Source organism: Halorubrum sp. (genome assembly GCF_046498025.1).
Lineage (GTDB): Archaea > Halobacteriota > Halobacteria > Halobacteriales > Haloferacaceae > Halorubrum.
In genome coordinates this window covers 1-26,881 of the sequence record NZ_JAWOBM010000019.1, presented here as the reverse complement: position 1 = coordinate 26,881, position 26,881 = coordinate 1, and the positions used below count along the sequence as shown (strand labels likewise).

Sequence of the window (26,881 nt, the reverse complement as noted above, 5' to 3'; positions counted from 1 at the left end):
AACTTACTCAACCAAACCACTTCTACAGTTATTTTTTTTTAATTATTTCTTCGGTCTTTTAGCTCCGTATTTAGAACGACGCTGTAACCGCCCTTCAACCCCTGCTGTATCAAGTGCACCACGGATCAGGTGATAACGAACTCCCGGGAGGTCTTTTACCCTGCCTCCTCTTACCAATACTATCGAGTGCTCCTGTAAGTTATGTCCTTCTCCCGGTATATAAGCGTTTACCTCTTTACCGTTGGTTACCTCGCTGGACGCGGTGAGCGCTCGGAGAGCGCGAACCGCGAGGCTGGGGGGGCGTGAGGCTGCGGTCGCGGTGTGGGTGGGACTCAAAGGGGCAGCCGCGAGGACGAAGCCTGACGACGCAAGCACCGCAGGAACGAGCGCAGCGAGTGACGAGGAGCGCAGCGAGTCACGCGAGTCCTCGCGGCTGGGGCTTTGGAAGTGTTCACCGACGGTCCAGCATCAGTCACGCATAAGCGATCGGTTGGGGCTTTAGTCGTGTTCGCCGCCTACCCGCCGTCAATTGCTTATAAACGAGTGGTTAGCGCTTTGAAGGAGATCTCCGCAGCGTCACCGATTGGTTATAAACAGCCGACAGCAACGCTCCACGCTCTTGTTTATAAATAACCTCTCTTCCGATCCGATTCACCGTCCCACTGCGAGTACCGACCGCAACCCCCTTACCCCGTCCGGGCCCGCCTTCGGGTATGCAACCGACAGGGCACCTGCGCGGCGACGCGGTCCGCGTCGCCGGCGACGCCCGTCAGCGATTCTACGACTCCCGCGGCTACGGGCGCCCGCTCGACGGGAACGAGATCGCGCTCTCGCGCGTCGAAGCGGCCCACCTCCTCTTCCGCGGCGACCTCTCCGGCGTCGCGCTCGCCCCCGACGCCGACCCCGTCGGCTTCGAGCGCTTCTTCATCGAGAGCGCGGCCGCGGCCGACCGGTTCGCGGTGCGCTACCTCGTCTACGCGGACCTCCGCGACCGCGGCTTCTACCTCTCGCCCGCGCGAGAGCCGTGGCCCGGCGGAGACGCCGACGTCGCCGACGCGGTCGACTTCGTCGCCTACCAGCGCGGCTCGACGCCCGACACGGGCGACGTGAAGTACCCGGTGCAGGTCGTGGGCGAGCGCGAGTCGCTCCGCGCCGCCGGGCTCGTCGGGCGCACCCTCGCGGTCGTCGACGAGGAGTCGGACATCACGTACTTCGCGGCGACGGAGGGGCGAATCGAGGGCGCGACCGACTACGAACCGCCGGAGCGGCTCGACGGGGTGCTCCTCTCGGACCGCGTCGTCGTGTGGGACGCCCCCGACCCCCTCTACGAGCGCGGCTTCTACGGCCAGCCGCTCACGGGCCGCGCGGCCGCCGTGGAGGGGGCGATCCAGCTCTCGCTCGTCGAGGCCGCGTCGCTCGCGGCCGACGGCGTCCTCTCGCTGTCGGCGTCGGTGGGGGCGGCGGGCGACGGGAGCGTCGGTACCGCAGACGGGACGACGCCGGACGGCCCCGCCGCCGCGGTCGTCGCCCGCGGCCGCGACGTCGAGGGCGAGCGGTTCGACCGCCGGCTCGCCGTTTATAAGCGGCTCCGCGCGGCCGACGCCGTCCCGAAGACCGGCTTCAAGTTCGGCGCCGACTTCCGGACGTACCTCGACGTGGAGACGGTCGAGGACCTGCCGCACTCCGAGCACCTCGTGCGCGTCGTCGACGCCGACCACCGGTTCTCGCCCCGCGAGCTCTCGCTCGACGTGCGGCTCGCGGGCGGCGTCCGCAAGGAGATGGTGTTCGCGCTGACGAGCGTGGAGGGCGGTGAGGGCGGCGACGGCGACACTCCCGAAGACGCCGGCGACGCGGTCCGCGACGCCGACGTCGAGTGGCTCTCGGTCGGACGGCTGACGCCCTGACGGTCGCCGGCGGCCGGCCCCGAGCGAGCGAGACGAACAGAACCGTTTTCCGACACCTCGTCGTCGTGCCGCCCATGACCGAGTACTCCGTGTTCCCCTCCGATTCGGACGCCTACGACATCTCCACCGTCGACCTCGACGGCGACCGCTACGAGGTCAAACAGTCTGTCGTCCGGAACAAGTACGCCGTCCGGGACAGCGCCGGCGACGTCGTCCTGCGCGGGAAACAGAAGATGTTCAAGCTGAAAGAGGAGTTCCCGTTCGTCACCGGCGACGGCGCCGACGCGTTCACGGTGAAGGCGGGCGGCGTCATCGACATCGGCGGCAGCTACGCGCTCGTCGATTCGGGCACCGGCGAGGAGGTCGTCGTCCTCGACGAGGACTACTCGCTGTTCGTCGAGAACTGGACGATCCGCGACCCGGAGACGGGGGAGGCGCTGGCGACCGTCCGGTCGAAGAGCAGGCTGATGGCGGGGCTCCGACACCTGACCTCGGTCGCGAACCTCGTCCCGAATAAGTACGAGATATTCGACGCCGACGGCGGCCACGTCGGCGACATCGAAGGGAAGTTCTCTTTGCGGGACGCCTACACGGTCACTATCGACGACGCGAGCGGCGTGCCGAAGGAGGCGGTGGTCGCGGCCGCGTGCGTCCTCGACGCCTTAGAGAACCAGTAGCGCCCCCGCGACCGGGATCGCTCGGTCGGTCGTGCGAACGACGTCGGAGGCGGCGTCCGCACGCCGACCGAAAAAGAGGAAAGAGCTATGCCGGGATGTCCCCAGCGTCTGCCCATGCAGCTGCCAGAGACGTTCGACCGGTCGCTGGCGCTCCGCCAGTCGATCGCGTACGTCGCGGCGTTCTGTGTGGTCTTCGCGATCGTCTCGTACGTTACCGACGGGAGCGTCCCGCTCGGCGTGGCGACCGGGTTCGTGATGGCGGCCGTCGTGATCGGATACTACGCCTGGAGTGGGGAGCTGGGCGTCCCTGCACAAGAGGAGTGACTCACCCCGCCGGGACCGAGCGCTACGCGCCGTCGCCAAGCTTCGTCTCGCCGACCGCGTCGTGGCCCTCGATCAGTTCGGTGCCGCCCATGTACGGACGCAGCGCCTCGGGGACGGTGACGGTGCCGTCGTCGTTCTGGTAGTACTCTAAGATCGCGACGACGATCCGGGGGACGGCGAGCCCCGAGCCGTTCAGGGTGTGGAGGTGCTCGGCCGACTCGTGGTGCTCCTCGCGGTACCGGATCCCGGCGCGACGCGCCTGGAAGTCCTCGAAGTTCGAGACGGAGGAGACCTCCAGCCAGCGGCCGCCCCGCTCGGGGCCCTCGTCCATGTCGTCGGCGGGCGCCCACACCTCGAGGTCGTACTTCTTCGCCTGCGTGAACCCGAGGTCGCCGGTGCACATCTCCAGGATGCGGTACGGGAGTTCGAGGCGACGCAGCACCTCCTCGGCCTCGTCGACGAGCCCCTCGAAACGCTCGTCGCTCTCCTCGGGGCGGACGAAGTTCACCATCTCCACCTTGTTGAACTGGTGGACGCGGACGATCCCGCGCGTCTCGGTGCCGTGCTCACCCGCCTCCTGTCGGAAGTTCGGCGTGTACGCCTGATATTTAAGCGGGAGGTCCTCGCCGAGCAGGATCTCGTCGCGGTGGAGGTTCGTCACGGGCACCTCAGCGGTCGGGAGCAGCCAGAGGTCGTCGTCGTCGTACGCCTCCTCGTTCGTCCCCTCAACCCGGTACGCGTCCTCCGTGAACTTCGGGAGCTGGCCGGTGCCGCGCATCGACGCGGAGTTGACCGGAATCGGCGGGAACACGTCCTCGTACCCCTGCTCGCGGTGGACGTCGAGCATGAACTGGATCAGCGCGTGCTCTAGCCGCGCGCCGTCGCCCTTCGCGACGTAGAAGCCGGCGCCCGCGACCTTCGCGCCGCGGTCGAAGTCGAGGATCTCCAGTTCCTCGCCCAGATCGTAGTGGGGGACCACGTCGTCCGGAAGCGCGCGCAGGTCGTCGAACCCCTCGCGGCGCCGCTCGACGTTCTCCGACTCGTCGGCGCCGACCGGCACCGACTCCTGCGGGATCTGGGGGAGCTCGAGCAGCGACCGCTCCAGTTCGGCCTCCAGCTCGTCGGCGCGCTCCTCGATCTCCTGTAGCTCCGACTTGAGCTCCTGGGAGCGCTCGATCGCCTCCCGGGCCGCCTCCTCCTCGCCGGCCCCTTTGAGCTCGCCGATCTTCGAGGAGACCTCGTTGCGCTCGTGGCGCAGGTCGTCGCCGCGGCTCTTCAGCTCCCGCCACTCCCTGTCGACGTCGAGTACCCGGTCGAGGTCCACGTCGACGCCCTTGTTGACGAGCGCCTCGCGGACGACCTCGGGGTTCTCCCGGACGAACTGTCGAGACAGCATTTATCAGGGATTCCGCGGGACGACCCAAAACCGTATCGGAGCGTCGGTAGCGTCTCGGCAGAACCCTCTGGACGGTCATCGGTATTTGATACCAATTTCTCCCAGTAAGCAGTCGCTAGCGGTCGGCTATGTCGTCCGGTAGTACGTCTGAAAAAGTGCCAGCGGCGTCGACAGCGGCTGTCGCGGTCGGTCCGGCTCAGAGGATGAACGTGACGACCGCGAGCACGATGAAGATGATGACCAGCCACTTTGCGATGCTCATACTCAGTCCGGCGACGCCGCTGGCGCCGGCGACCGCCGCGATCAGCGCGAGGACGACGAACAGAATCGCCAGCCCGATCAGGTCCCCACCGAACTGTAGCGGCAGTGCCAAGGCTCCGTCGTGAATCACCTGTGTGATGCTCATACATGATTACGTGCTTCCGTCTATTTAGTTAGAAGACACGTACCAGATCGATCGCATGTGTTATTCTGTTGTATCGGATCGGACGCGATCAGCCCTTCGGCACTCGTCCCGGTATCCCGTTTCGACGGCGAGCGCGTCTCCGAAGCCCGCGGCAGGCACCGCTCGCCGTGCGCGGTCGACGTCCGCGTCGACGCTACCGCTGCGAACGCCCCGCGGAGACCTCCGGAGGCTCCCGAGGACCGTAGAGACGGTTTCTACCGGTCGTTCCGTGTGGGCAGCGCGGAACCGTATCGGGGCGTCGGTTGCTACGGAGCGACCCGACGCCCGGTTCGGCACGGACGAACTGGTGGAAACGAGAGCGCAGACGGTCGGCTGGGGGGAGGGCTCGTCAGGGGAGTATTGCGAAGTTCGCGTACGCCATGAGCAGCGCGAGGCCGGCGACGACGACTCCCACCACACGCATCATCAGGAGCCGCATGCGACTCGGTTCGACCTGCGTCGTGCCGCCCGGACCGCGCGTCTGCCACCGGGTCATCCGTCGGGGGAACGCGGCTATCGCCAGGGCACCCGCGGCGACGAGGAGGGGCACGGCGACGAAGAACAGCCGGAAGGGTACGGGAAACATATCGGGGCCTACGCCTCGCGAACCAGCAAAGTGTTTCGATACTGGACGTTCCCGCGGAACTCCGCGACGGCCTCGAGCGCGCGTCCCCCGTCGTCAGTACCCGCCCGGCAGCGCCATCCCGATCGCGAGCGCGACCAGCGGCACCGCGGCGAGGACCGCGTACCACAGCCCGGCGGCGACGAGGACGGCCCACGTCGAGGCGCCGTACCCCGTCGGGTCCCAGTCGAGGCCGAGCCGCGGGAGCCCGGCCACGGCGACCGCCGGAGCGACGAGCCCGACGGCGACGCCGCCGAACAGCGCGGTGTCGAGGAACCCCTCGCTCCAGCCGGGGCCCGCCGAGTCCACGAGCCAGACCGTCAGAACGACGCCGGCGAGGTAGGGGACCGAGAGCGCGAGCGCGACGCCGACGTAGGAGGGGACGAGCCGTCCCGCCGGCGGGAGCGCGACGAACAGCGCCCGGAACCGCGCCGAGAGGAGGAACGGCGCCCAGCAGACGGCGGCGACCGCGCCGGGGAGGGCGAACAGCGCGAGCGTCCAGAGCCACCCGATCGCCGTCTCGACGACCGCGGGTGCGCCGGCGACGCCGGCGGGACCGACGACCATGCGCGAAGTCTCGGCGGACGTGTCAAACGCTTTGTGGTGGCGTGGGAGCGAGCGGCGGTCGCGTGGGAGCGAGCTGTGGTGGCCCGGACCACCACGATTTAAGCGTCGCGCCGCGAGCGCCTACGCATGCTCATCACGGGTGCGGAACTGGCCGACGGGCGGGTCCGCGACGTTCGAATCGCGGACGGCAGGATCGCCGCGGTCGGTCGAGGGCTTGACGCGGCCGCGGGAGAGCGCGTCGTCGACGCTCGCGGGCGACACCTCCTGCCCGGCGCCGTCGACGTCCACGTCCACTTCCGGGAGCCGGGCGGGAGCCACAAGGAGACGTGGACCTCCGGCTCGCGGAGCGCGGCGGCGGGCGGCGTGACGACGGTCGTCGACCAGCCGAACACCTCGCCGCCAACGGTCGACGGCGCCGCCTTCGACGAGAAGGCCGCGCTGGCCGCCGAGTCACTCGTCGACTACGGGATCAACGGCGGGGTCACCGCCGACTGGGACCCCGAGGGCCTGTTCGAGCGACCCCTGTTCGCGCTCGGCGAGGTGTTCCTCGCGGACTCGACCGGCGACATGGGGATCGCCGTGGACCTGTTCGAGGAGGCGCTCGCGGAGGCCGCCGCCCGCGACGTCCCCGTCACGGTCCACGCGGAGGACGAGACGCTGTTCGACGACGCCGCGCTCGAGGGCGACCTCGGCGGGGTCGGCACCGCGGCGGCCGCCGACGCGTGGTCCGCCTACCGGACCGCCGAGGCGGAGGTCGCCGCGGTCGAGCGCGCCCTCGCGGCCGCCGCCGAGAGCGACGCGCAGGTCCACATCGCGCACACGTCGACACCCGAGGGGATCGACGCGGTCGTCGAGGCCCGCGAGGACGAGACCCGAGGGGCCCGGCCGACCTGCGAGGTCACCCCGCACCACCTCTTCCTCTCGCGCGAGACCGCCGGACGGCTCGGCACGTTCGGCCGGATGAACCCGCCGCTCCGGTCGGAGAAACGCCGCGCCGCGGCCTTCGAGCGCCTCCGCGACGGCGACGTCGACGTGGTCGCCACCGACCACGCGCCCCACACGGTCGCGGAGAAGCGGCGGGGGCTCGCGGACGCGCCGAGCGGCGTGCCCGGCGTGGAGACGCTCTACCCGCTCCTCCTCGAATCCGTCCGCAAGGGGGAGCTCGGCTTGGAGCGCGTCCGCGACGTCGTCGCCGCCAACCCCGCGTCTATCTTCGGCATCGAGTCGAAGGGGCGCGTCGCCGAGGGCGGCGACGCCGACCTGGTGCTCGTCGACCTGACGAATCCCCGCGAGGTCGAGGCGGGCGCGCTCCACAGCGCGTGCGGCTGGACGCCCTACGAGGGGCTGCAGGGCGTCTTCCCGGAGCTGACGCTGGTGCGCGGCGAGGTCGTCTACGAGCGGGACCCCCTGACGGGCGCGGAGTCGTTCGGCGAGCCGGTCGGGCGAAACGTTCGGCGGTCGTAGTCGGCTCGTGCGTGGCGCTCGGGGGCTCGTGCGTGGCGCTCGGGGGCTCGATCGCGTACGGGCGCGACCCCTCGGCGGAACGCATATGCCGTTGCCATCCTTAAGAGAGCCATATCGATGATCGTGGGATTCCTTGGCATGAGGCGCGGTAGCGAGCCTGTCTCGCTGCCGGGCCGGGTCGCGTCGTCGGACCGGACCGCCGCGCGACAGACGCCGACATGACCGACGCCACGGAGGCGGACTCGAGCGGGGCCGAGGGGACGGGCGAGCCGGAGCGCCGCCCGATGGAGCCCGACGGCGTCGCGGCGCTCGCGGAGCGCATCGTCGACAACGTCGAAGCGGTGATCGTCGGGAAGCGAGCGGCGGTCGAACACGTCGTAATCACGATTCTCGCGCGCGGGCACCTCCTCGTGGAGGACGTCCCCGGCGTCGGGAAGACGACGCTCGCGAAGGCGGTCTCGCGCTCGATCGACGGCTCGTTCAAACGCGTCCAATTCACGCCGGACCTCCTCCCCGCGGACGTCACCGGCGTCAACGTGTTCAACCAGCGGACCGACGAGTTCGAGTTCCAGCCGGGACCGGTGTTCGCTAACGTCGTCCTCGGCGACGAGATAAACCGGGCGCCCCCCAAGACGCAGTCGGCCCTGCTGGAGGCGATGGAGGAGGGACAGGTGACGACCGACGGCGAGACCCGATCGCTCCCGGACCCGTTCTGCGTGATCGCGACCCAGAACGACGTCGAGCCCGGGCAGACGTACGAGCTCCCGGTGGCCGAGATCGACCGGTTCACGAAGAAGATCCGCCTCGGCTATCCCGCGGCACACGAGGAGGCGGAGATACTCGGGCGGATGGCGGGCGACCACCCGGTCGACGACGTCACGCCGGTGGCGTCGATCGAGGAGGTCAGACGGGCTCGGACGGCCGTCGCCGCGGTCGACGCCGCCGAGCCGGTCCGGACGTACATCGCGCGGCTGGCGACGTACACGCGGCGGAACGCCCGCCTCGGCGTGAGCCCGCGAGGGAGCCTCGCGCTGCTCCGGGCCGCACAGGCGCGCGCCGCGCTCGACGGGCGCGGATACGTGATCCCCGACGACGTCCAGACCGAGGCGCCGACCGTGCTCGCCCACCGGATTCGCGCCGACTCAGGGACCGACGGGTCGGCGGTGGTCGAGGACGCCCTGGACCGAACGAACGTGGAGTGATCACCGATGCCGTCCCCAACTCTCACCCGCCGGGGTCGCGTCGTCGCAGCGGTCTGTGTCGTCGGCGTCGCCATGGCGTTCGCGGCCGGCGGGCGGTCCCTGGAGACGGTCGTCCTGCCCGGTGTCGTCGCACTCGCCGCGGGGTACCTCCAGCTCGCTCGGATCGACGAGCCGGCGGTCAGGCGCGCCCTCCCGGGCGAGCGGTTCGTCGGCGAGAGCGGCGAGGTCCGGCTCGCGTTCCGCGGTCGGAACGGCGGCGAGGTGTCGCCTGCGTACGTCGCGGACGTCGACGACGGGCTCGACGATGGACTGGAGGGGCCGACCGAGCCGGTCCGCACCTCCGTCGGCGACGCCCCCGCGACGTACCGCGTCCGGTTCCTGCGTCGCGGCGAGCGACGCTTCGGCCCCGTCGCGGTGACCGCGAGCGACGTGTTCGGGCTCTTCGAGCGTCGGGCGGTCGTCGAGGAGTACGACGCGGTCCTCGCGTACCCGTCGTGTCTGGCGATCCCGGCGTGGTTCCGGCGGGCGCTGTACGCCGAGGACGCGGTGGGAACGAGCCGACAGCGCGAGGAGTTCGACCGGCTCCGGGAGTACGCGCGCGGCGACCCCCTCCGCGACGTCCACTGGCCGGCGACCGCGAAACACGACGAGATCGTGGTCAAAGCGTTCGCCGCGGAGACGGAGCGCGGCCGCGTGGCGATCGCCGGCGAGGCCGAGGGAGACGGGCGGGACGCGACGGGAGATCCGAGAGACCCGAGCGACCAGACGCCCGCCGACGCGCTCGCGAGCGCGGCCGCGAGCCTCGCGCTGGCGCTTCTCGACGACGGCGTGCCGGTCGATCTGACGCTTCCCGAGGGGGAGGTGTCGGCTGACCCGGGCGCCCGGGGACGCCGGGCCGTGCTCGAGCTGGCCGCGCGGACCGGTCCCGGCTCGGTCGGCGCCGAGGACGCGGACGTCCGCGTCGTCGCGGACGAGCGCGGCGCACGGTACCGGGTCGGCGACCGCGCCGTCGCGTTCGACGAGGTCGCGGAGGGGACGATCGGCGAGACGGGCGCCCGGGGGGCGACTACCGCCCGTGAAGCCGGTGAGTCGTCAGACGGCACCGCCGAGACCGACCGCGCGGGCGCGGCGACACGCACCGCCGAGGGAGGCGCCACCGCGGACCGAGGCGGGGTGATCGGCAGATGAGGGGGCCGTCGCTCGGCGAGCGGGGCGGATCGAGCCGAGGCGGGACGTTCCGAACCCGAGGCCGACGGGGGACGGGCGCGGGCGAGGGCGTCGCCGGCGGCGACGGCCTCCGCGGGCGGCTTCGGGCCGCCGTCGACCCGCCCGTGCTCGGCGTCGCGGTCGTCACCGCGGCGTACCTCTCGGTGTTCCTCGCCGCGACCGACGTGGTCGGCGGAACGGGTCGGACCGCGGCGGCCGTCGCGGTCGCCGGCGTCGCCGGGTTCGTCCTCGCCCGCTCGATCGGCGAGCGGGCCGCGCTTCGGCTGACGGTCGTCCTGTTCGCCGCCACGCTGGCGGGGTACTACTTTACTGTCCCCGCCAGCCAGCGCGCGATCTTCTCGGTCCGGACCGTCGCGCTGGACGTGGTCTCCCTGCTGACCGGGCTGTCGATCCTCCGCCTCGCGCTCGCGGACGTGTGGGTGCTCGCGGTCGCGCCCGTGCCGACGTTTCTCGTCGGCTACCTCGTCGGCCGCGGGCGACACGTCGGGGCCGCCGGGGTCGCGGGCGGGACGCTCGGGTTCCTCGTCCTCACGGGCGACGCGGGCGGGACGACTACGCTCGCCGGGGTCGTCGGCGTCGCGCTCGCGGCCGGGCTCTCGACGCTGTCGATGCCGGGCGGGATCCGCGACCACGGCGACACCCTCGCCGCGGTGGTGGCGGCGATGATCCTCGTGAGCGCGACGCTCACGCTGCTCCCGGCCGGCGCGGCCGGCCCGTGGGGCCTCGACCGCGGCACCCCGACGCTGGAGTCGTCGATCACGGCGGACGACGAGTTGACGGTGGTGGGACCGACGCGACTCTCACCGGAGGTCCGCTACACGATCGAGAGCCCGACGGCGACGAACTGGCACGCGGGCGCGTACGACACCTACACCGGCGACGGCTGGGTGCGGTCCGGCGAGCAGTCGCCGCTGGAGGGGAGCCTCGACGGGCCGCCGGGCGACGCGACGGCGGTGAACACCACGATCACCGCCGAGACGGAGTCGCCCTCGCTCCCGTCACCGTGGCAGGCGGTCGACGTGCGGGGGACCGCGGCGCAGACGGCACAGGTGGACGAGCACGGAACGCTCCGGCTCGCCGAGCCGTTGGGGGCGGGCGAGACGGTCACCGTCGAGAGCCGGCTGCCCGACGACGACCCCGCCGCGCTCCGCAACGCCAGCACGACGTACGACCCCGCGCTCGAGGAGCGGTACACGCAGCTCCCCGAGAGCACGCCGGACCGGGTCGGGGAGCGCACCGAGACGATCCTGGACGAGGCCGACGCGGACAACCCCTACGATCAGGCCGTGGCGATCGAGCGCTACCTGCGCGAGGGGTACGCCTACTCGCTGACGGTTCAGAAGCCGGACGGCGACGTGGCCGACGCGTTCCTCTTCGAGATGGACGCGGGCTACTGCGTCTACTTCGCGACGACGATGGTCGCGATGCTGCGCTCGCAGGGGGTCCCGGCGCAGTTCGTCACCGGCTACTCCGAGGGCGAGCGGGTCGGCGAGGACCGGTACGTCGTCCGCGGGCAGGACGCCCACGCGTGGGTGAAGGTGTACTTCCCGGACCACGGCTGGGTCGCGTTCGACCCGACGCCCGCGGCGGAGCGCGAGGAGGCACAGAGCGCGCGCCTCGAGGACGCGCGGGCCGCGGGCGAGGACGACGTCGACGTGGCGGCGTCCGAACCCGACGTGGGCGTTCCCGACGACGTCCCCGAGACCGAGAGCGACATGACACCGACCGAGGACGCGAACGACAGCAACGCGACGCCGACGTCGGGCGACGGCGCGGGGTCGGTCGAAGGCGGCTCCGGACAGGAGGGGGTCGATCGACGCCAGAGCGAACTCACCCGGGGTGCGGGCGGCGGCGAGGTGCGGACCGACGAGCGCGGTCCCACGCTTCCCTCGGTCGAGACCCTCGCGTACTGGCTGTTCGCCGTCGCGGTCGGCGTCACGGGCGTCCGTCGGTACGGCGTCGACGAGCGCGTGCGCCGCGCGGCGCGGCTCCGTCTCCCGTGGATCCGCTCGGACCCGGCCACGGACGCGCGGCGCGCGTTCGCCGACCTCGAGTACCTGCTCGCTCGTCGGTACCGGGAGCGCCGCGCCGGCGAGACGCCGCGGGCGTACCTGGACGCGCTCCGGCTCCGCGGGCTCGACGAGCGGGCCGTCGCCGTCGGCGAGGCCTACGAACGGGCGACGTACGCCGGGACGGTGACGCGCGCGGAGGCCGACGAGGCGCGCCGGACGGTCCGGCGACTGGCGCTGGAATCGACGCCGGTCCTCGGACGGCTGTTCGACTGACCGACTCCCGTCGGCTCGCGGCGGCGCCGGTCGAAGACCGCGGATTCGCGCCCCGTTTCCGGCGTTCGCCCGAACGAACCGGTGCTGAGGCGGTTACACTCCCGACACTATTTAATACGGTCACCATGTAGATGCGATCGTAATGTCGGAAGTCTGCTCGACGTGCGGACTGCCCCAGGAACTCTGCGTCTGCGAGGACGTCGCGAAGGAGTCCCAGCAGATCAGCATCCGCATCGACGAGCGCAGGTACGGTAAGGAGGTAACGGTCATCGAAGGATTCGACCCGAAGGACGTCGACCTGAGCTCCCTCTCGTCGGATCTCAAGTCGAAGTTCGCCTGCGGCGGCACCGTCGAGGACGGCGCCATCGAGCTGCAGGGGAACCACTCGGGCCGCGTGGAGGACTTCCTCCGCGATAAGGGCTTCAACGTCGCGTGACCGTCACCTGACCGTCCGCCGTCGAGCGATCCGCTGATGCGATTTTCGAACAGTTGCGTCCGGCGAGCCGCGGTGCCGCGAGCCGAAAGGCGCTCCGCCCGTCCATTTCGGTTATATAAGGAGCGCGGCCCGCCCGACGACGAACGCGGCCGCCGCGAGGAACGTCCCGTACTTGAATCGGCGCTGCGCGGTCGCCGGATCGCCGAAGCTCTCGGAGCAGGCGTACAGCATGACCGCGTCGGCGACGGCGACGAGGAGGAGGTAGACGCCGCCGAAGGTGCCGGTGAGATACGGGATCGGGCTGGCCGCGACGGCGACGAGGAGCGCGACGGCGCCGACCCACAGCGCGCGCTCCTCGCCGATCGCGATCGGGAGGGTCCGGAGCCCCTCCTCGCGGTCGCCGGCCACGTCCTCGACGTCCTTTATGACCTCGCGCGTGAACGTGGAGAGCCCGGCCAACAGCGCGAGGACGGCGACGGCTGCCGGCGAGCCGACCGCGGCGCCCCCGAACAGGAACGTCGAACCGACGAGGTACGCGACGAGCGCGTTGCCGAGCCCGGGGGTGCCCTTAAAAAACGTCGTGTAGGTGACGAGCGCGACGAGGTTGACGGCGGCGATGCCGATCGCCAGCGGCGGCAGGCGGGTCGCGAGCGCAACGGCGAGGAGGAACCAGACGGCGGCGGCCGCGAGCGCGCCGCGCGCCGAGACGGCGCCGCGCGGGATGGGCCGGTCCGGCCGATTGACGGCGTCGATCGCGCGGTCGAAGTAGTCGTTGATCGCGTTGCCCGCGGCGACCGCGACCGCCGTGACGACCCCGGCGATCGCCGCGGGGACGACGGCGTCGCCGACGCCGGCGACGAACGCGCCGGTTCCCGTGAGGACCGCAGCGGCAACGCAGTTCCCCGGCCGCGCCAGCTCCGCGACCCCGCGCGCTGTGTCGTACACGTCGTCTCGCACGAGCGCGGCGCGGCACATAAACGACCCGGGATGCGAGCGGGGTCGAGGCGGCCGCGCCGAGGGGGCTGACGGCGAGGCCGCGGCCGCTATCCGCCGCCCCGCCCGTGATTATCCCGACTCGAAATCGGCCACGAACGTTTATGACGCGTCCAAGGGAACGGGCGTGTATGGCTAAGGGACTTGACGTCGGCACGATGAACATCCTCTCCGCACGACAGGAAGGCGCGGAGACGGTGTTCGTACAGCAGCGGAACTCGTTCGTCGAGATCGAGTACAGCGACATGGCCGAGCAGATGCTCTCCCGCAGCGACGTCCTCCACATCCGCAAGGACGACAAAGTGTACGTCGTCGGCGACGACGCGCTCAACTTCGCGAACATCTTCAACAAGGAGACGCGCCGGCCGATGCAACACGGGATCTTGTCCAGCGACGAGGCCTCCGCGATCCCGATGATCAAACTCATCACCGAACAGGTGGTCGGCCAGCCCTCCCGCCCGAACGAGCGGCTGTTCTACTCCAGCCCGGCGGACCCGATCGACTCCGGGCTGACGACGCTGTACCACGAGAAGACGCTGGAGTCGATGCTCGGCGACATGGGGTACGACCCCGAGCCGATCAACGAGGGGATGGCCGTCATCTACTCCGAGCTCGCGGACAACAACTTCACCGGCCTCGGGATCAGCTTCGGCGCGGGGATGACCAACGTCTGTCTCGCCTACTACGCCGTTCCCGTCATGAAGTTCTCCATCGCCCGCGGGGGCGACTGGGTCGACGAGCAGACCTCCCAGGCCACGGGGACGCCGGTCGACAAGGTGACGAGCATCAAGGAGGACGACTTCGAGCTCGACTTCCGCACCGACGTCGGCGGCGTCGAGGGCGCGCTCGCCATCTACTACGAGAACCTGCTCGACTACGTCATCGAGAACATCAGCCGCGAGGTCGACGAGGAGGACGTCGAGGAGGGGCTCGACGTCCCCGTCGTCGTCACCGGCGGGACCTCGAGCCCGAAGGGGTTCGAGGACCTGTTCGCCGACCACCTGGCGGACGCGAACATCCCGTTCTCGATCAAGGGCGTCCGCTCGGCCGACGAACCGATGTACAGCGTCGCGAGCGGCGCCCTGGTCGCGGCCCGCTCCGAGGAGGGCGACGAGGCGCCCGACGAGCCCGCGGCCGAGGAGGCCGCGCCCGAGTCCGAGGACTGATCGGCCCGCGCTCGAACCGACTCCGGTCGCTCCCGACGCTTCCCTCCGGTTTTTCGGTCAGTGAGGACGCGCCGAACGCCTAAACCCGCGGACTAACGAGTGATCGCATGGCCGAAGTCGCGCCCGATGACGACGACCGACGACTCCGCGTCGACCTCGAGGTCGAGGGAGCGGACGGGTGGGAGTGTCCGATGATCTCGCAGACGGTGAGCGCGACCGACGTTACCGTCAACGCGGTCGGCGAGGAGTGCACGGTGGAGGTCGACCCCGCGAGCGAGGACGGGATGCGCCGGGGCCACGGCGAGGTCACCGACGACTGCCTCTGTAAGGTCTTCCAGGAGTCCGGCTACGTGCCCCACGTGCAGCGGGTCGAAGACGGGGCGGTGTTCGTGACGTCGTACGTCGACGACCGCGAGGCGGTCCGCGAGATCGTGACCGCGCTGCGAGCGGTCCTCGATCGCGTGCGACTGGTCAGACTCGCCGTGGTCGCCGGCCCGGACTCCACGGAGCAGGCGACCGTGGACCTGTCGGCGCTCACCCCGAAACAGCGGGAGGGGTTGGAGCTCGCCGTCGTCCGCGGCTACTTCGACGCGGACGTCGACGTCTCGCTCGGCGACCTCGCCGCCGAGCTCGGGATCAGCAAGTCGGCGCTCTCACAGCGGCTCCGAGCCGCGCAGGCGAAGCTCGTCACGGACGCCTTCGAAGAGCTCGCCGGTTGACGCGTCTCTCGGACGCGGGGGGCCGAACCGCGACCGGATCAGTCGGCCGCCGACTCGCCGCGGATGCGTCGGACTGCCTCCGCGCCGTCGCGTTCCGCCTCCGTGAGGTAACACTTCGGGTCGGGCGCGAACGGGTCGCCGTGCGCCGAGAGCGCGCGGAGCCGCGACCCCCCGCGACAGATCTCTTGGTACGCGCAGTCGGCACACCGGCCGGTGAGGTGCTCCTCGCGGTTCCGGAGCCCGGCGAGCAGCGGGTTCGACTCGTCGCTCCAGATGGCGCCGAACGAGCGGTCCCGCACGTTGCCGGGCGAGTATCCCTGCCAGAACTGCGTGAGGTGGACGTTCCCGACCGGGTCGACGTCGGCGACGCGCTCGCCCGTCGGGTCGCCGCCGTTGCGCCGGAGGTACTCGCGGATCAGCCGGGCGCGGTCGGTGCCGATCTCCCGGTCCGCGTACTCGACGAGGTAGCCGGCGTCGGCGTAGTTCCCGACCAGCAGGGTCTCGATCTCCTCGCCCGCGTCGTGGTACTCGCGGGTGAGGTCACAGAGGTCGGTGACGGCCCGCCGGGTGGCCGCGGGGCTCAGGTCCACGTCGGCGATCTCGGCGCCGCGCCCACCGTAATCGAGGTGGTAGAAACAGAAGCGGTCGACGCCGATGTCGACGAGCAGGTCGACGACGCCCGCTAGGTCGTCCACGTTGTGCTCGGTGATCGTGTAGCGGAGCCCGGTCTTGAGCCCCACGTCGAGACACGCCTCGATCCCTCTGACCGCGGCGTCGAACGCGCCCTCCTCCCCCCGGATCCGGTCGTTGCGCTCGGGGAGCCCGTCGACGGAGACGCCGGCGTACTTGAGCCCCGCCTCCTTCAGTTCCCGGACGTTCTCGCGGGTGAGCAGGGTCCCGTTCGTGGAGAGGACGGGCCGGATCCCGGCGTCGTCGGCGTGGGCGACGAGCTCCGTCAGGTCCTCGCGGACAAGGGGCTCCCCACCGGAGAAGAGGAGCACCGGCACGCCGAACGCGGCGAGGTCGTCGATGAGCGCCTTTCCCTCCGCCGTCGACAGCTCGTTCGGCGCTCCCTCCCGGTCGGCCGCGGCGTAGCAGTGCTCGCAGTAGAGGTTACACCGCTTCGTCGTGTTCCAGACGACGACCGGGCGTCGCTGCTTGTCGTCCGTGATCTGGGGCTTCTTCGAGTCGTCCGCGGCGTCGTACCGGAGCCCGTCGCTCTCGGCGTCGAGGCCGCAGAGGAGCTTGCTGACCGAGATCATCGGTCGCCCTCCGGATCCGAAGCGTCGTCGCGAGCGGCGGACGCCGAATCTCCCGCGACGGGCACGCCGCCGCAGGCGACGGTCGGCGTCCCCTCGGTCTCTTCGTACACACGCGGTTCGGCGTCGTCCGGGGACGTCGACGCCGCGTCGGACGACCGGTCGTCCGCCGCCAGCGACTCGGCGGAGTAGCGGTGCGTCTCCTCGGCGGGACAGACCCACACGTCGCGGGCGTACCAGGCGAAGAGCTTGCTCGCCTCCTCGTGGGCGACGTCGGGCGTCGGCGCCGCGACGGTGCCGACGTGGCGGAGCGGGTCCGCCCCCTCCTCGCGGACGAACACCTCGAAGCGTCGGCCGTCCGCGGAGCGCGGGCCGCTCGATCCGGCGGTTCGGTCCGTCTTCTCGACCATATCCCCGCTAGGAACGACCCACCGAACCCGGTTTCGCGCGTTCTCACGGGGGCGAAATCCGCCCGAACACGTTCGGACGTGCGACAAATAAATCACATACAGATATAACAAATATCGTCTCGTGGCCGGGGTCCGCCGATCCGGCACGCACAGATCCGGCCGCGGGGACGGCCGTCGCCTGCCGGAGATCTGAGCGGCCGGGGCGAACCGCGGCGCGCACGTCGTCGAGGGCGCGAACGCCGGAGACGGCGGCGACCGCGTCGAGGCCACCTGTTATGTCCGCCTGCCTCCAAGGGGACGCATGCGCGAACTCGTCTTCGCCCTCGAGTACGAGCCGGGGCGCAACAGGGTGGCCGACGCGCTCGCCGACCACCCCGGCGCGCGGGTGCGGTCGCTGTCGCTGCACGCCACAGCGGACCACCTCTGGCGCGTCGACCACGCCACCGGCGCCCCGGAGGCGCTCGCGGCCGTCGAGGCCGCCTTCACCGACGGCGACTACTACGCCGACTGCCTCGCGACCGAGGACTGCGGCGCGACGCAGACCACCCGCGTACTCGACCGCACCGACGACACCCTCGTGTTGTACACCGACTGGGAGCCCACGCCCGTCTGCGCGTCCGTGCCCCACCTCGCGCGCGACCACCTCGGCGACGGCGTCCTGTTCGAGACCCGCCACGAGGGGCGCCACTACACCTGGCGACTCATCCACTCCGGCGAGGGCGACATGGGCGCGTTCTTCGGCGCGCTCCGAGCGGCCGTCGGCGACGCCGCCCGGACGGAATTGCTCAGGACGGCCAACGTCTCGGGCGCACCGGGCGAGTCGGACGGGGAGGCCGGCGAGGTCGGGCTCACCGCCGAGCAGGAGGCCGCGCTGAGAGCCGCGGTCGAGCACGGGTACTACGAGTCGCCGCGGGCGGTCGACGCGGGCGAACTCGCGGCGCACCTCGACGTTCCGCGGTCGACGCTCACCTACCGGCTCCGCCGGGCCGAAGAGCGGCTGGCGAAGGCGCACGTCGCTCGCGATCCGCAGGCCGACGCCGTTCCCGGTCCGCGGAACTGACCGAACTGGGACGAACGACGAATATTGGAAAATTCCAACTAAGGCTTATCGCCATCAGGACCTTCCCTCTTCGTAATGAGCGACGAACCCGCCGAACGGGGGGACGCGGCTGGGAGCGACCCCGCCGAGATCGGAACGGTCGGAGACGACGCCGTCGGAGGCGAAGCCGCCGAGCGCGACGCGACCGGCGACGGACGGCGCGAGTTGACCGCCAGCCTCGCGGTCCCCGAGATGGACTGTCCGTCGTGTGCCGGGAAGGTCGATAACGCCCTCGAGCGCGTCGACGGCGTGGTCGATGTCGCGCTCAACCCGACGGCCGGCACGGCGACGATCACGTACGACGCCGACCGGGCGAGCGAAGACGACGTGGTGGCGGCCGTCGAAGGCGCCGGGTACGAGGTCACCGGCGGGCGTTCGGGCGTCGACGGAGACGCGGGTCGCGAGGGCGATGAGGCGACAGATGGGAACGCCGGCGGCGTGACGGTCGCGCCCCCCGCCGAGGTCTGGACGACGCCGCGGGCGAAGAAGACGTGGCTGGGCGCGGTGCTCGTCGTCGCCGGGCTCCTGTTCGAGTTCGTCCTGACGGCGCAGAATCCCGCGGTGGCGAGCGTGCTCGGCGTCCCGCTCACGCTCGCGGACGTCCTGTTCGTCGGCGCGGTCGCGGCCGCCGGGGTCCCCGTCGTCCGCGGCGGCTACTACTCGGCGCTGAACCGGAGCCTCGACATCGACCTGCTGATGGGGACGGCGATCGTCGCCGCGACCGGGATCGGCTACTTCGTGGAGGCGGCCACGCTCGCGGTCCTCTTCAGCGTCGCCGAGCTGTTGGAGGACTACGCGATGGACCGCGCCCGCGACTCGCTGCGCGAGCTGATGGAGCTGTCTCCGGACGAGGCCACCGTGAGACGCGACGGCGCGGAAGCCACGGTCCCGACCGACGACGTCGCCGTCGGCGAGGTCGTGGTGGTCCGCCCGGGCGAGAAGATCCCGCTCGACGGGACGGTGATCGAGGGCCGGAGCGCGGTCGACGAGTCGCCGATCACCGGCGAGAGCGTCCCCGTCGACAAGGCCGCGGGCGACGAGGCGTTCGCGGGCGCGATCAACGAGGAGGGGTACCTCGAGATCGAGGTGACCTCGACCGCGGGCGACTCCACCCTCTCCCGGATCATCGAGCTGGTGCAGGGCGCGCAGGCGGAGAAGACCGAGACGGAGCGGTTCGTCGACCGCTTCGCGGGCTACTACACCCCGGTCGTGGTCGTCTTGGCGATCCTGACTGCCGCGGTGCCGCCGCTCCTCATTGGCGACCCGGTGACGGTCCGGTTCGCCGGCTACCCGATCGTGTTCGCGGGCGACTGGGGCACGTGGTTCGTCCGCGGGCTCACGCTGCTGGTGATCGCCTGTCCCTGCGCGTTCGTCATCTCGACGCCGGTCTCCGTCGTCTCGGGGATCACCAGCGCGGCGAAGAACGGCGTCCTGATCAAGGGCGGCAACCACCTGGAGGCGATGGGCGAGGTCGACGCCGTCGCGCTCGACAAGACCGGGACGCTCACGCGCGGCGAACTCGCGGTCACCGACCTCGTTCCGCTCGGCGACGCCGACGAGGCGACGCTGCTCCGGCGGGCCGCGACCCTGGAGCGACGGAGCGAGCACCCCATCGCCGCCGCGATCCTCGACCGCGCCGACCGCGCGGGCGTGAACGACGCGGCGGAGCCCACGGAGTTCGAGAGCCTGACCGGGAAGGGGATCCGAGCCGAGATCGACGGCGAGACCTACTACGCCGGGAAGCCGGCCCTGTTCGAGGAGCTCGGCTTCGACCTCTCGCGGGCCCGCGCCGAGACCGACGGCGGGGTCGTGACCGAGGGCGACGCGGACCGCTCGTCGGCCGATTCCGCCGACGGCGCGTTCGCCGACGGAGCGATCGCCGCGCTGGAGCGCGAGGGGAAGACCGTCGTGCTCGTCGGGACGGCGACGGCGCTCACCGGGGCCGTCGCCGTCGCCGACGAGGTGCGACCCGACTCGAAGCGGGCGGTCGAACGCCTCCGCGAGCTCGGCGTGGAGCACGTGGTCATGCTGACGGGCGACAACGAGGGGACGGCGCGAGCGATCGCGGACCGGGTCGGCGTCGACGAGTATCGCGCCGAGCTCCTGCCCGAGGAGAAGGTCGCGGCGGTGAAGTCCCTGCAGGCCGCGTACGGCGAGGTGGCGATGGTCGGCGACGGGATCAACGACGCGCCCGCGCTGGCGGCCGCCCAGGTCGGCGTCGCGATGGGCGCCGCGGGGACGGACACGGCCTTGGAGACCGCCGACATCGCGCTGATGGGTGACGACGTGGCGAAGCTCCCGTACCTCTACGCGCTCTCGCACACGGCCAACGGCGTCATCCGCCAGAACGTCTGGGCGAGCCTTGGCGTGAAGTTCCTGCTCGCGCTCGGCGTGCCGCTGGGACTGGTGAGCGTCGCCGTCGCGGTCGTCGTCGGCGACATGGGGATGAGCCTCGGGGTCACCGGAAACGCGATGCGGCTCTCCGGTATCGAGCCGGAGTCCTACGAGTAGGCGCGGGTCCGAGGCCGTCGCCCGGAACGCGCGAAACCGACCGCGGCGACGGGTGCAGTCGGATCCCCCGCGACGGCGACCGAACTCCGGCGAAGATGTTCGTCCGCGAGCCCAGGTTCCGAAAACCGGACGCCCCATGTGTACGGGCAGCACCCGTCGGCTTCGGCTATGCGCCCGAACGAGCACCGAGGTGATCCGGGAGGGGGCTGAACCGGCGGGAGTCCGGCGCGATCGCGCTCGGAGCGGCGCGACCCGACTGTCTGGGCTCGCTGACGGGGCCGTCGACGACGGCACCGACGGCGCGCTCGAAACGCTCACCGAGGAGTTCCTGTCCGCCAGCGGCGAGAGCTGGGGCGGCACCCGGCGCGGGGTCACCGTCGGGGCGCTGCTGGACCGCCCGGACGTGACGGTCGACCCCGACGCGACCCACGTCCGCGTCGCGGCCGACGGCTACGCCGTTTGCGTCCCGCTCCGGACGGCGCTCAACGCAGTGTTGGCCGTCGAGCGCGACAAGGAGTCGCTGGCGGTCGCCCACGTACCCCCGTTCGTCGCCCCGGTCGACGCGGGGCGGACGATGAAGGGGGTCCGCGAGCTCCGGTTCCTCCGGCTGGCCCCGGAGGAGTACGAGGACCTCGGGTACTGACCGGTCCGGCCCGACCGACGCGCCGCCGACCCGTCGCTTTTAGTCCGCGAGACGAGTACAGTCAGGCGGCCGATGACGATGCACCGCACCGAGCTGCCTCGGCACCAGCGATGACGAGCCCTATGAGTGCAGAGGCCGCTATTTTTCAGGGTAGACGGTGTCTCTGACGTGATCTGGTCGTGGCCACAGTAGACATAGGCCCCGGTCAGATCTTCGTCGGGTGGGCAGACGCGGATTTATGAACGTTGCCGAGCAATCACTCTGTATGGCCGCCGAAATTTCCGATCGTGTTCGAGAAATCGCGGAGGCTCGCGGCCTACCGGAGTCCGAGGTGTTCGAGCGGGCACTCGAACGCGGGCTCGAAGGCCTGTGGGAGGACCTCGTGCTCGCACGGTACCTTGAGGGCGAACTCGACCGCGAGGAAGCCATTGAGCGCGTCGGTCGGACGAAAGTCGAGCGTGCGGAGCGAGAGCGTGAGATTGTCGAGGAAGACGTCGACTGGGGCTTGAACGCGTGACGCTAGCGGCTGTCTCGGACGCAGGACCGCTCATTCACCTCGCCGAAATTGATTCGCTCGAACTTCTCTCGGCGTTTGACACGCTCCTCGTTCCAGAGACTGTTTACGAGGAGATCGACGCCGGTGGTGTTCCGGACGGGCTGGCCGACCTCTCGTACGAACTCGTCGAAGCCGACGAAAGCCGAATCGGTGCTGAAGAACTGGATGCGGGAGAACGCGCTGCGATTGCGGTCGCAGAGGATCGGGGAGTCGTTCTCTTGACCGACGACCTCGCAGCCCGAGAGGTAGCATCTGACGCTGGCATCGAAGTTCACGGTTCCATCGGCGTCTTCGCACTCGGTTACGGCCGCGGATTGCTCGACAGAGATGAGGCGGTATCGCGTATGCGAGCATTCCAGCGTGAGACGAGCCTCTTCGTGACCGAGGCAGTCGTGGAGCGCGGCGTCCGGATGCTTGACGAGCAGTAACGGAACGAACAGGCTCGATAGAAGCGCTGACCACCTTCACTATGGATAGATTGTGAGTCGTGAGTGCCGATGCCACCACTTTCGGCGGTAGACGGCGTCTCTGAAGACCTCTGGTTGCGGTGGACAGCGGCTTGGGTGAGTTTGTTATCAGACATGAAATTTACGACCGAAGTATAATGTTACCCCAATTTTGTAAACTGTTTATGGCACACGGTATTGCGATTTTATCAGGTGGTGTTCGCGGATCAAGTCAATTACGACAGCAGACCGACGGTCGACGCTCCTCGGGTGCTGAACGACATCCCGTGGAGAGACAGCGATGAGCAAGGACGTAACCCGTCGGTCGGTTTTAACGACCGGCGGTGTGGCGGTAGGGACGGCTTTACTCCCCAAATCAGTTACCGCTTCGGAGGGAGATTCGGACCGGTACATCGTCGGTACCAACTCGAACGCCGCTCGACGGGCCGCGCATCAGAGATCCGAGGCGGTCCACCGGGAGTTGGACTTCGGTGCACTCGGTTCCGCCGTCGCCGGTCGGTTCCCAGAACCCGCGCGGGAGGCGCTCGAAAAGCGTGACGACGTCCGCTACGTGGAACCCGACGAGACCGTCGATATCGTCGGCCAGACGGTAGACGACGGAGTCGAACGAATCGGAGCGCCTGCAGTTCACGACAGCGGCGAGGACGGAGCGGGCACGCACGTCGCGATCATCGACACCGGGATCGATTCAGATCACGAAACGCTCGCGTCGAATCTCGGCGAGGGGTACGCCCCGGCTCCCTGTTCGGACGGCTGCGACGAGGAGTGGGATGACACCCACGGTCACGGGACCGGCGTCGCGGGGGTCGTCGGTGCGGCCGACAACGACGTCGGAACCCTCGGCGTGGCACACAGCTGCACGCTCCACGCGGTCAGGGTCATGGACGGGGACTCGGGAGCGTCCGTGTCGGACATCGCGGCCGGACTCGAGTGGACGGCCGATCGGGGACACGACGTGGCGAACATGAGTCTCGGCGCGGATATCACCTCGAGCACGCTCGAAGACGCGTGCCAGTACGCCCATGACAACGGCGTCCTACTCGTTAGTTCCGCGGGGAACGCCGGCGAGGCGGACAGCGTCACTGTCCCGGCGGCGTACGACACGGTCGTCGCCGTCAGCGCGGTCGACGACGACGACGCGCTCGCATCGTTCTCCTCGACGGGGCCCGAAGTTGAACTGACCGCTCCGGGGGTCTCGATCACCGTCCCAGACGTCGGCGACGAGTACACGTACCGGAGCGGGACGTCTTTCTCCGGACCGCACGTCGCTGGGGTGGGTGCACTGCTCATGGCCGACGGTACGACGCGCTCCGATGCCAGGTCGCGGCTGGCTGAGACCGCTGAAGACATCGGTCTCAGTGCCGACGAACAGGGGAACGGGCTCGTCGACGCCGCCGCCGCAGTCGACCGGGACGAGGAGGGGCTTACGGTCACCACGAACGGAGCCGGCGAGGTCGACGAATCAACCGCAACCCTCGGCGGCGAACTCACCGAGCTGGTGGGATACGACTCCGCGACGGTCTCCTTCGAGTGGGGAACGAGCGGCGACGAATTGTCGAATACGACCGCGGAACAGACGCTCGATTCGACCGGTCAGTTCAGCGACCAGGTGACCGGCCTCGAGGAGAATACCGAGTACGAGTTTCGTGCGATCGCCGAAGCCGACACTGACACCGCAACGGGATCGACGGCGTCGTTCACGACCGCCGGCGTCGAAACTCCCCCGTCGGTGTCCACGGTGGACGCGTCGGACGTGGACACTACCGAGGGCGTGTTGAACGGAGCCCTGGACGACCTCGGGAGTGCTGATTCAGTCGACGTGCGCTTTGACTACCGCAGAACCGGCGCCTCGGACTGGAGCGCCACCAGCGGACAGACGCTCGACGCGACCGGCGATTTCAGCGGTCAGGTGACTGACCTCGACAGCGACGCCGAGTACGAGTTCCGAGCGGTGGCCGAATCGAGTGCCGGAACCGACGCGGGTGACACGGCGACGTTCACGACGGAGGCCGTTTCCGATTCGGAACCACCCGAAATCGTCGAGTTCACCGTGACGGATGCTGGCAACCCGGCCTGGGATCGCTTCGACGTCGACTGGGCGGTGTCCGACGACGGTTCGCTCGCGTCCGTCGAGCTCGAACTGATCGATTCCGGTGGATCGACGGTCGATTCGGTTACGAACGCAGTCGACGGCGACAGCGCCTCCGATTCCGATCGGCTGGAATACAAAGGGCGAGGGAACAACACGTACACCGTCGCGATCGCCGTTTCGGACGCCGCGGGTAACGTGACGGACGATTCCCAAGACGTGTGAAGATCCCTCTACGCTTTCGAGCGTCTTAGGGGGATGACGGATTATTTTGAGATGGTGTAACTGGTCGTTTCTTCCGTAAGAAATTTCAACGGTCCCCGGTGCGGCGTAGACGATTAGGGTACGTTCATCAACACTGTACTCCGCATATCCCTCGATCTCAACGATAGCTTGTTGGGAGCAGATTCATTTGTTGCCAATAGGTTGAGTGAGTGCCTGATGGAAGATGCAAGAGTAAGACATCTCTACCCCGTATAAATAATAAGAGAAGAATTAAAATTTGGTTTTAATTACGGATAAAATGTAGACCGGGAAGCGATCAGCGATGGAGTCAGTTACTGACCTCTTCAAGGCCACCATCACCGGTTGGTTCGAAATTACAATTCGCCACTAGGTCCTCGTCCTTCACAGAATCGTACCACGCGTCAGAATCATACGATGGCACCGTCACGCCACCGCTCGAGCCCTCACTGACATCATCGTACGCATCCCAGATCGCGACAGCCCCGAGCGGCCATTCCCAGGTATCGGGGACAGCAACGAGTCGAACATCGCCCTGATCAACCGTGACCGATTCGTCCAAATTCTTAAGCACCGGATTGAAGAACAAATTGTCCGCGTTGACATCGAGATCCGCTGGCTCCCTCGGAACATTGATCGAAACCGGCTCGTCGAACTCAACTACAAGCGTTGCCCACTCATTGGGAAGGGTACACCCATCAACATTCTCCGGCTCTTCAGCGTTCTCCAGATCGTCAAACACCTTCGCGGTGCTTGGGAAAATAGTGACCGGAACATCCGACGAACCATCGAACGAGCCACTCTCATCTCTGATGGCGTCGCTGTTATTATCTGAATCTTTCACCTCCAGATTGTATGTTCCGCTAGTAATGCTGTCACTCGGGAAATCAAGCCGCCACTCGTGGTCATCCGCAGCCCCGCGTGCCTGTGGAATAATATCGAATGTAAACTGTACCACACGTTCATTGCCCGAATCATCGGTTCCAACCGAACGAAACGTCGGATTAAGATCGACGACTAGATCATTGACGTCCCAGTCGGATTGGCTCCTGGGCAGGTCTTCGTACGAGAGCCCAATGTTGCCATCGATAACCTCCTCGGGGTCCAAATCCTCCACCTCCTGGAGGCAGAACTGGAGATTGCTGATAGCTGCCGTGTTACCGGCATCATTTTCCAAGCCAGCATCGTCGTCATCACTATCTCGCTCAGCATTATATTCGAGTCCTGGTCCGGTGACCGTATCACAGTCACCGCCGCCGAATGCCATAATTTTTCTAGCTACGAGGGAATCCTCGGTGAATTCCCATTCGACCGAAATCGGCTCACAGTCCTCGTCTTCTTTGATTTCATAGTCGACGATTTCGACCAAACCTGTGTCGGTTTCTTCTTCAAAATAGCAGTCAGTAATATTCCCATCATCATCTGTTTCGGTAACAAACTCAATCTTTACGTAGGTGCTGTCGTCCAAATCATCACAATTGAACTCCTTGAAACAGGGCTTGTGACTATCGGCCGCCGCACTGCCTGTCCCCAAAACGCCGATCGCGCCCGCCGCGCCGACGCCTTGCAGCAGCTTTCTTCGGTTGATATCCGTTACATCGAATCCGTCGGTCCGGTCGTGCTCGTTTGGTTCCATAGGTCTCCCCTCCCACGTAGAGGGAGGAACTAACGTACTAATGATTGGTATATTGTTATTATCAAAGTATCATACATTCTATCGGTATGTCTGTATATAAAATAATGTAAGATAGGCGTAGACAGAGATAAGACAGTATTACGTCGATCACGTCACTTCCGAAACAAATGCGCGATAGAATGCCCAAATCGAGTACAATCGGCAGCGGTCCAGTGGTTTCCACCGAGAGCGTCTCTCTGTAGAAGGTCGCACACCCGCCTCGTAGCTCTGGTGTCCCACCGTTCACCGCGGAACGAGAGCAGTACGTTATTGGACGATGAGCGGAAAGTAGCGGGCGGATGTCGACGGTGGCCCTGTTGGCGGTCGCGTTGCTCGCCAGCGTCTCGTTGGCGTGGGCGCTCGGCGCCAGTAGCACGTCACCGCCGCTGGCCCCCGCGGTCGGCGCCGGCGCTCTCACGGTGATGCGAGCGGCGCTCCTGGTCGGCGTCCTCGCCGCGTCGGGCGCGGTCCTGCAGGGCGGGAGCGTCTCGGAGACGGTCGG

General features: G+C 68.6%; 24 protein-coding genes and 2 pseudogenes. 17 read left to right on the top strand and 9 right to left on the bottom strand.

Annotation, left to right across the window (positions count from 1 at the left end; translation table 11 throughout):
• Window positions 1–42 precede the first annotated feature (42 nt).
• Window positions 43–327 (bottom strand): annotated as a pseudogene (rpsL, locus tag R6U01_RS05065) (30S ribosomal protein S12); the annotation flags it as partial.
• A 386-nt stretch (window positions 328–713) separates the two neighbouring features.
• On the opposite strand from rpsL, the gene endA reads away from it, so the two are divergent.
• From endA to R6U01_RS05050, 3 genes are all read left to right on the top strand, one after another.
• On the top strand, window positions 714–1,904 hold the full coding sequence (endA, locus tag R6U01_RS05060; RefSeq protein WP_410285372.1) for a tRNA-intron lyase: 1,191 nt from the start codon (window positions 714–716) through the stop codon (window positions 1,902–1,904).
• 74 nt (window positions 1,905–1,978) lie between these two features.
• Complete coding sequence (locus R6U01_RS05055) at window positions 1,979–2,581, top strand: hypothetical protein (RefSeq protein WP_410285371.1); 603 nt, start codon at window positions 1,979–1,981, stop codon at window positions 2,579–2,581.
• Between the two features lie 114 nt (window positions 2,582–2,695).
• Window positions 2,696–2,905, top strand: coding sequence for a hypothetical protein (locus R6U01_RS05050; RefSeq protein WP_410285370.1), 210 nt, complete (start codon window positions 2,696–2,698; stop codon window positions 2,903–2,905).
• A 22-nt stretch (window positions 2,906–2,927) separates the two neighbouring features.
• Here the strand turns inward: R6U01_RS05050 and serS are convergent, their stop codons facing one another.
• The 4 genes from serS to R6U01_RS05030 form a co-directional block, all read right to left on the bottom strand.
• A complete protein-coding gene (serS, locus tag R6U01_RS05045; RefSeq protein WP_410285369.1) occupies window positions 2,928–4,301 on the bottom strand; it encodes a serine--tRNA ligase in 1,374 nt (457 codons plus the stop codon).
• A 196-nt stretch (window positions 4,302–4,497) separates the two neighbouring features.
• Window positions 4,498–4,707, bottom strand: coding sequence for a DUF1328 family protein (locus R6U01_RS05040; RefSeq protein ID WP_410285368.1), 210 nt, complete (start codon window positions 4,705–4,707; stop codon window positions 4,498–4,500).
• 388 nt (window positions 4,708–5,095) lie between these two features.
• Complete coding sequence (locus tag R6U01_RS05035; RefSeq protein ID WP_410285367.1) at window positions 5,096–5,332, bottom strand: hypothetical protein; 237 nt, start codon at window positions 5,330–5,332, stop codon at window positions 5,096–5,098.
• A gap of 93 nt (window positions 5,333–5,425) precedes the next feature.
• Window positions 5,426–5,935, bottom strand: a complete 510-nt coding sequence (locus R6U01_RS05030) for a hypothetical protein (protein WP_410285366.1) — start codon at window positions 5,933–5,935, stop codon at window positions 5,426–5,428.
• A 126-nt stretch (window positions 5,936–6,061) separates the two neighbouring features.
• Between R6U01_RS05030 and R6U01_RS05025 the strand changes: the two genes are divergently transcribed.
• From R6U01_RS05025 to yciH, 5 genes are all read left to right on the top strand, one after another.
• Window positions 6,062–7,399 (top strand): dihydroorotase, encoded by a 1,338-nt coding sequence (locus R6U01_RS05025; RefSeq protein WP_410285365.1) that lies wholly within the window; start codon window positions 6,062–6,064, stop codon window positions 7,397–7,399.
• 218 nt (window positions 7,400–7,617) lie between these two features.
• Complete coding sequence (locus tag R6U01_RS05020) at window positions 7,618–8,601, top strand: AAA family ATPase (protein ID WP_410285364.1); 984 nt, start codon at window positions 7,618–7,620, stop codon at window positions 8,599–8,601.
• 6 nt (window positions 8,602–8,607) lie between these two features.
• Window positions 8,608–9,789 carry a DUF58 domain-containing protein gene (locus R6U01_RS05015; protein ID WP_410285363.1) on the top strand — a complete coding sequence of 394 codons (1,182 nt, stop codon included), beginning with the start codon at window positions 8,608–8,610 and terminating at the stop codon, window positions 9,787–9,789.
• Entirely contained in the window at window positions 9,786–12,113 is a 2,328-nt protein-coding gene (locus R6U01_RS05010) for a DUF3488 and DUF4129 domain-containing transglutaminase family protein (protein ID WP_410285362.1), read from the top strand. The genes R6U01_RS05015 and R6U01_RS05010 overlap by 4 nt, the downstream gene beginning before the upstream one ends.
• A 142-nt stretch (window positions 12,114–12,255) precedes the next feature.
• A complete protein-coding gene (yciH, locus tag R6U01_RS05005; protein ID WP_004596695.1) occupies window positions 12,256–12,549 on the top strand; it encodes a stress response translation initiation inhibitor YciH in 294 nt (97 codons plus the stop codon).
• 111 nt (window positions 12,550–12,660) lie between these two features.
• Here the strand turns inward: yciH and R6U01_RS05000 are convergent, their stop codons facing one another.
• A complete protein-coding gene (locus tag R6U01_RS05000) occupies window positions 12,661–13,494 on the bottom strand; it encodes a geranylgeranylglycerol-phosphate geranylgeranyltransferase (protein ID WP_410285361.1) in 834 nt (277 codons plus the stop codon).
• 179 nt (window positions 13,495–13,673) lie between these two features.
• On the opposite strand from R6U01_RS05000, the gene R6U01_RS04995 reads away from it, so the two are divergent.
• Both R6U01_RS04995 and R6U01_RS04990 read left to right on the top strand, forming a co-directional pair.
• Window positions 13,674–14,708 (top strand): hypothetical protein, encoded by a 1,035-nt coding sequence (locus R6U01_RS04995; RefSeq protein ID WP_410285360.1) that lies wholly within the window; start codon window positions 13,674–13,676, stop codon window positions 14,706–14,708.
• Between the two features lie 107 nt (window positions 14,709–14,815).
• Entirely contained in the window at window positions 14,816–15,427 is a 612-nt protein-coding gene (locus tag R6U01_RS04990) for a helix-turn-helix domain-containing protein (protein ID WP_410285359.1), read from the top strand.
• Between the two features lie 38 nt (window positions 15,428–15,465).
• Here R6U01_RS04990 and R6U01_RS04985 read toward each other — a convergent pair whose 3' ends face one another.
• Window positions 15,466–16,689, bottom strand: a complete 1,224-nt coding sequence (locus tag R6U01_RS04985) for a TIGR04347 family pseudo-SAM/SPASM protein (protein WP_410285358.1) — start codon at window positions 16,687–16,689, stop codon at window positions 15,466–15,468.
• A complete protein-coding gene (locus R6U01_RS04980) occupies window positions 16,686–17,096 on the bottom strand; it encodes an Htur_1727 family rSAM-partnered candidate RiPP (protein ID WP_410285357.1) in 411 nt (136 codons plus the stop codon). Before R6U01_RS04980 ends, R6U01_RS04985 begins: the two co-directional genes overlap by 4 nt.
• A gap of 301 nt (window positions 17,097–17,397) precedes the next feature.
• On the opposite strand from R6U01_RS04980, the gene R6U01_RS04975 reads away from it, so the two are divergent.
• The 6 genes from R6U01_RS04975 (at window position 17,398) to R6U01_RS04950 (ending at window position 24,686) form a co-directional block, all read left to right on the top strand.
• A complete protein-coding gene (locus R6U01_RS04975) occupies window positions 17,398–18,156 on the top strand; it encodes a helix-turn-helix domain-containing protein (protein WP_410285356.1) in 759 nt (252 codons plus the stop codon).
• Window positions 18,157–18,231: 75 nt separating this feature from the next.
• Complete coding sequence (locus tag R6U01_RS04970; RefSeq protein WP_410285355.1) at window positions 18,232–20,706, top strand: heavy metal translocating P-type ATPase; 2,475 nt, start codon at window positions 18,232–18,234, stop codon at window positions 20,704–20,706.
• A 136-nt stretch (window positions 20,707–20,842) separates the two neighbouring features.
• Window positions 20,843–21,349 carry a pterin operon protein gene (locus R6U01_RS04965; protein ID WP_410285354.1) on the top strand — a complete coding sequence of 169 codons (507 nt, stop codon included), beginning with the start codon at window positions 20,843–20,845 and terminating at the stop codon, window positions 21,347–21,349.
• Between the two features lie 265 nt (window positions 21,350–21,614).
• Window positions 21,615–21,866, top strand: coding sequence for a hypothetical protein (locus R6U01_RS04960; RefSeq protein ID WP_410285353.1), 252 nt, complete (start codon window positions 21,615–21,617; stop codon window positions 21,864–21,866).
• Complete coding sequence (locus R6U01_RS04955) at window positions 21,863–22,333, top strand: nucleic acid-binding protein (protein WP_410285352.1); 471 nt, start codon at window positions 21,863–21,865, stop codon at window positions 22,331–22,333. The genes R6U01_RS04960 and R6U01_RS04955 overlap by 4 nt, the downstream gene beginning before the upstream one ends.
• Window positions 22,334–22,922: 589 nt before the next feature.
• Window positions 22,923–24,686, top strand: a complete 1,764-nt coding sequence (locus R6U01_RS04950) for a S8 family serine peptidase (RefSeq protein ID WP_410285351.1) — start codon at window positions 22,923–22,925, stop codon at window positions 24,684–24,686.
• 328 nt (window positions 24,687–25,014) lie between these two features.
• Here the strand turns inward: R6U01_RS04950 and R6U01_RS04945 are convergent, their stop codons facing one another.
• Window positions 25,015–26,340 carry a hypothetical protein gene (locus R6U01_RS04945; RefSeq protein WP_410285350.1) on the bottom strand — a complete coding sequence of 442 codons (1,326 nt, stop codon included), beginning with the start codon at window positions 26,338–26,340 and terminating at the stop codon, window positions 25,015–25,017.
• A gap of 338 nt (window positions 26,341–26,678) precedes the next feature.
• Between R6U01_RS04945 and R6U01_RS04940 the strand changes: the two are divergent.
• A pseudogene (locus R6U01_RS04940) lies at window positions 26,679–26,881 on the top strand (inorganic phosphate transporter); the annotation flags it as partial.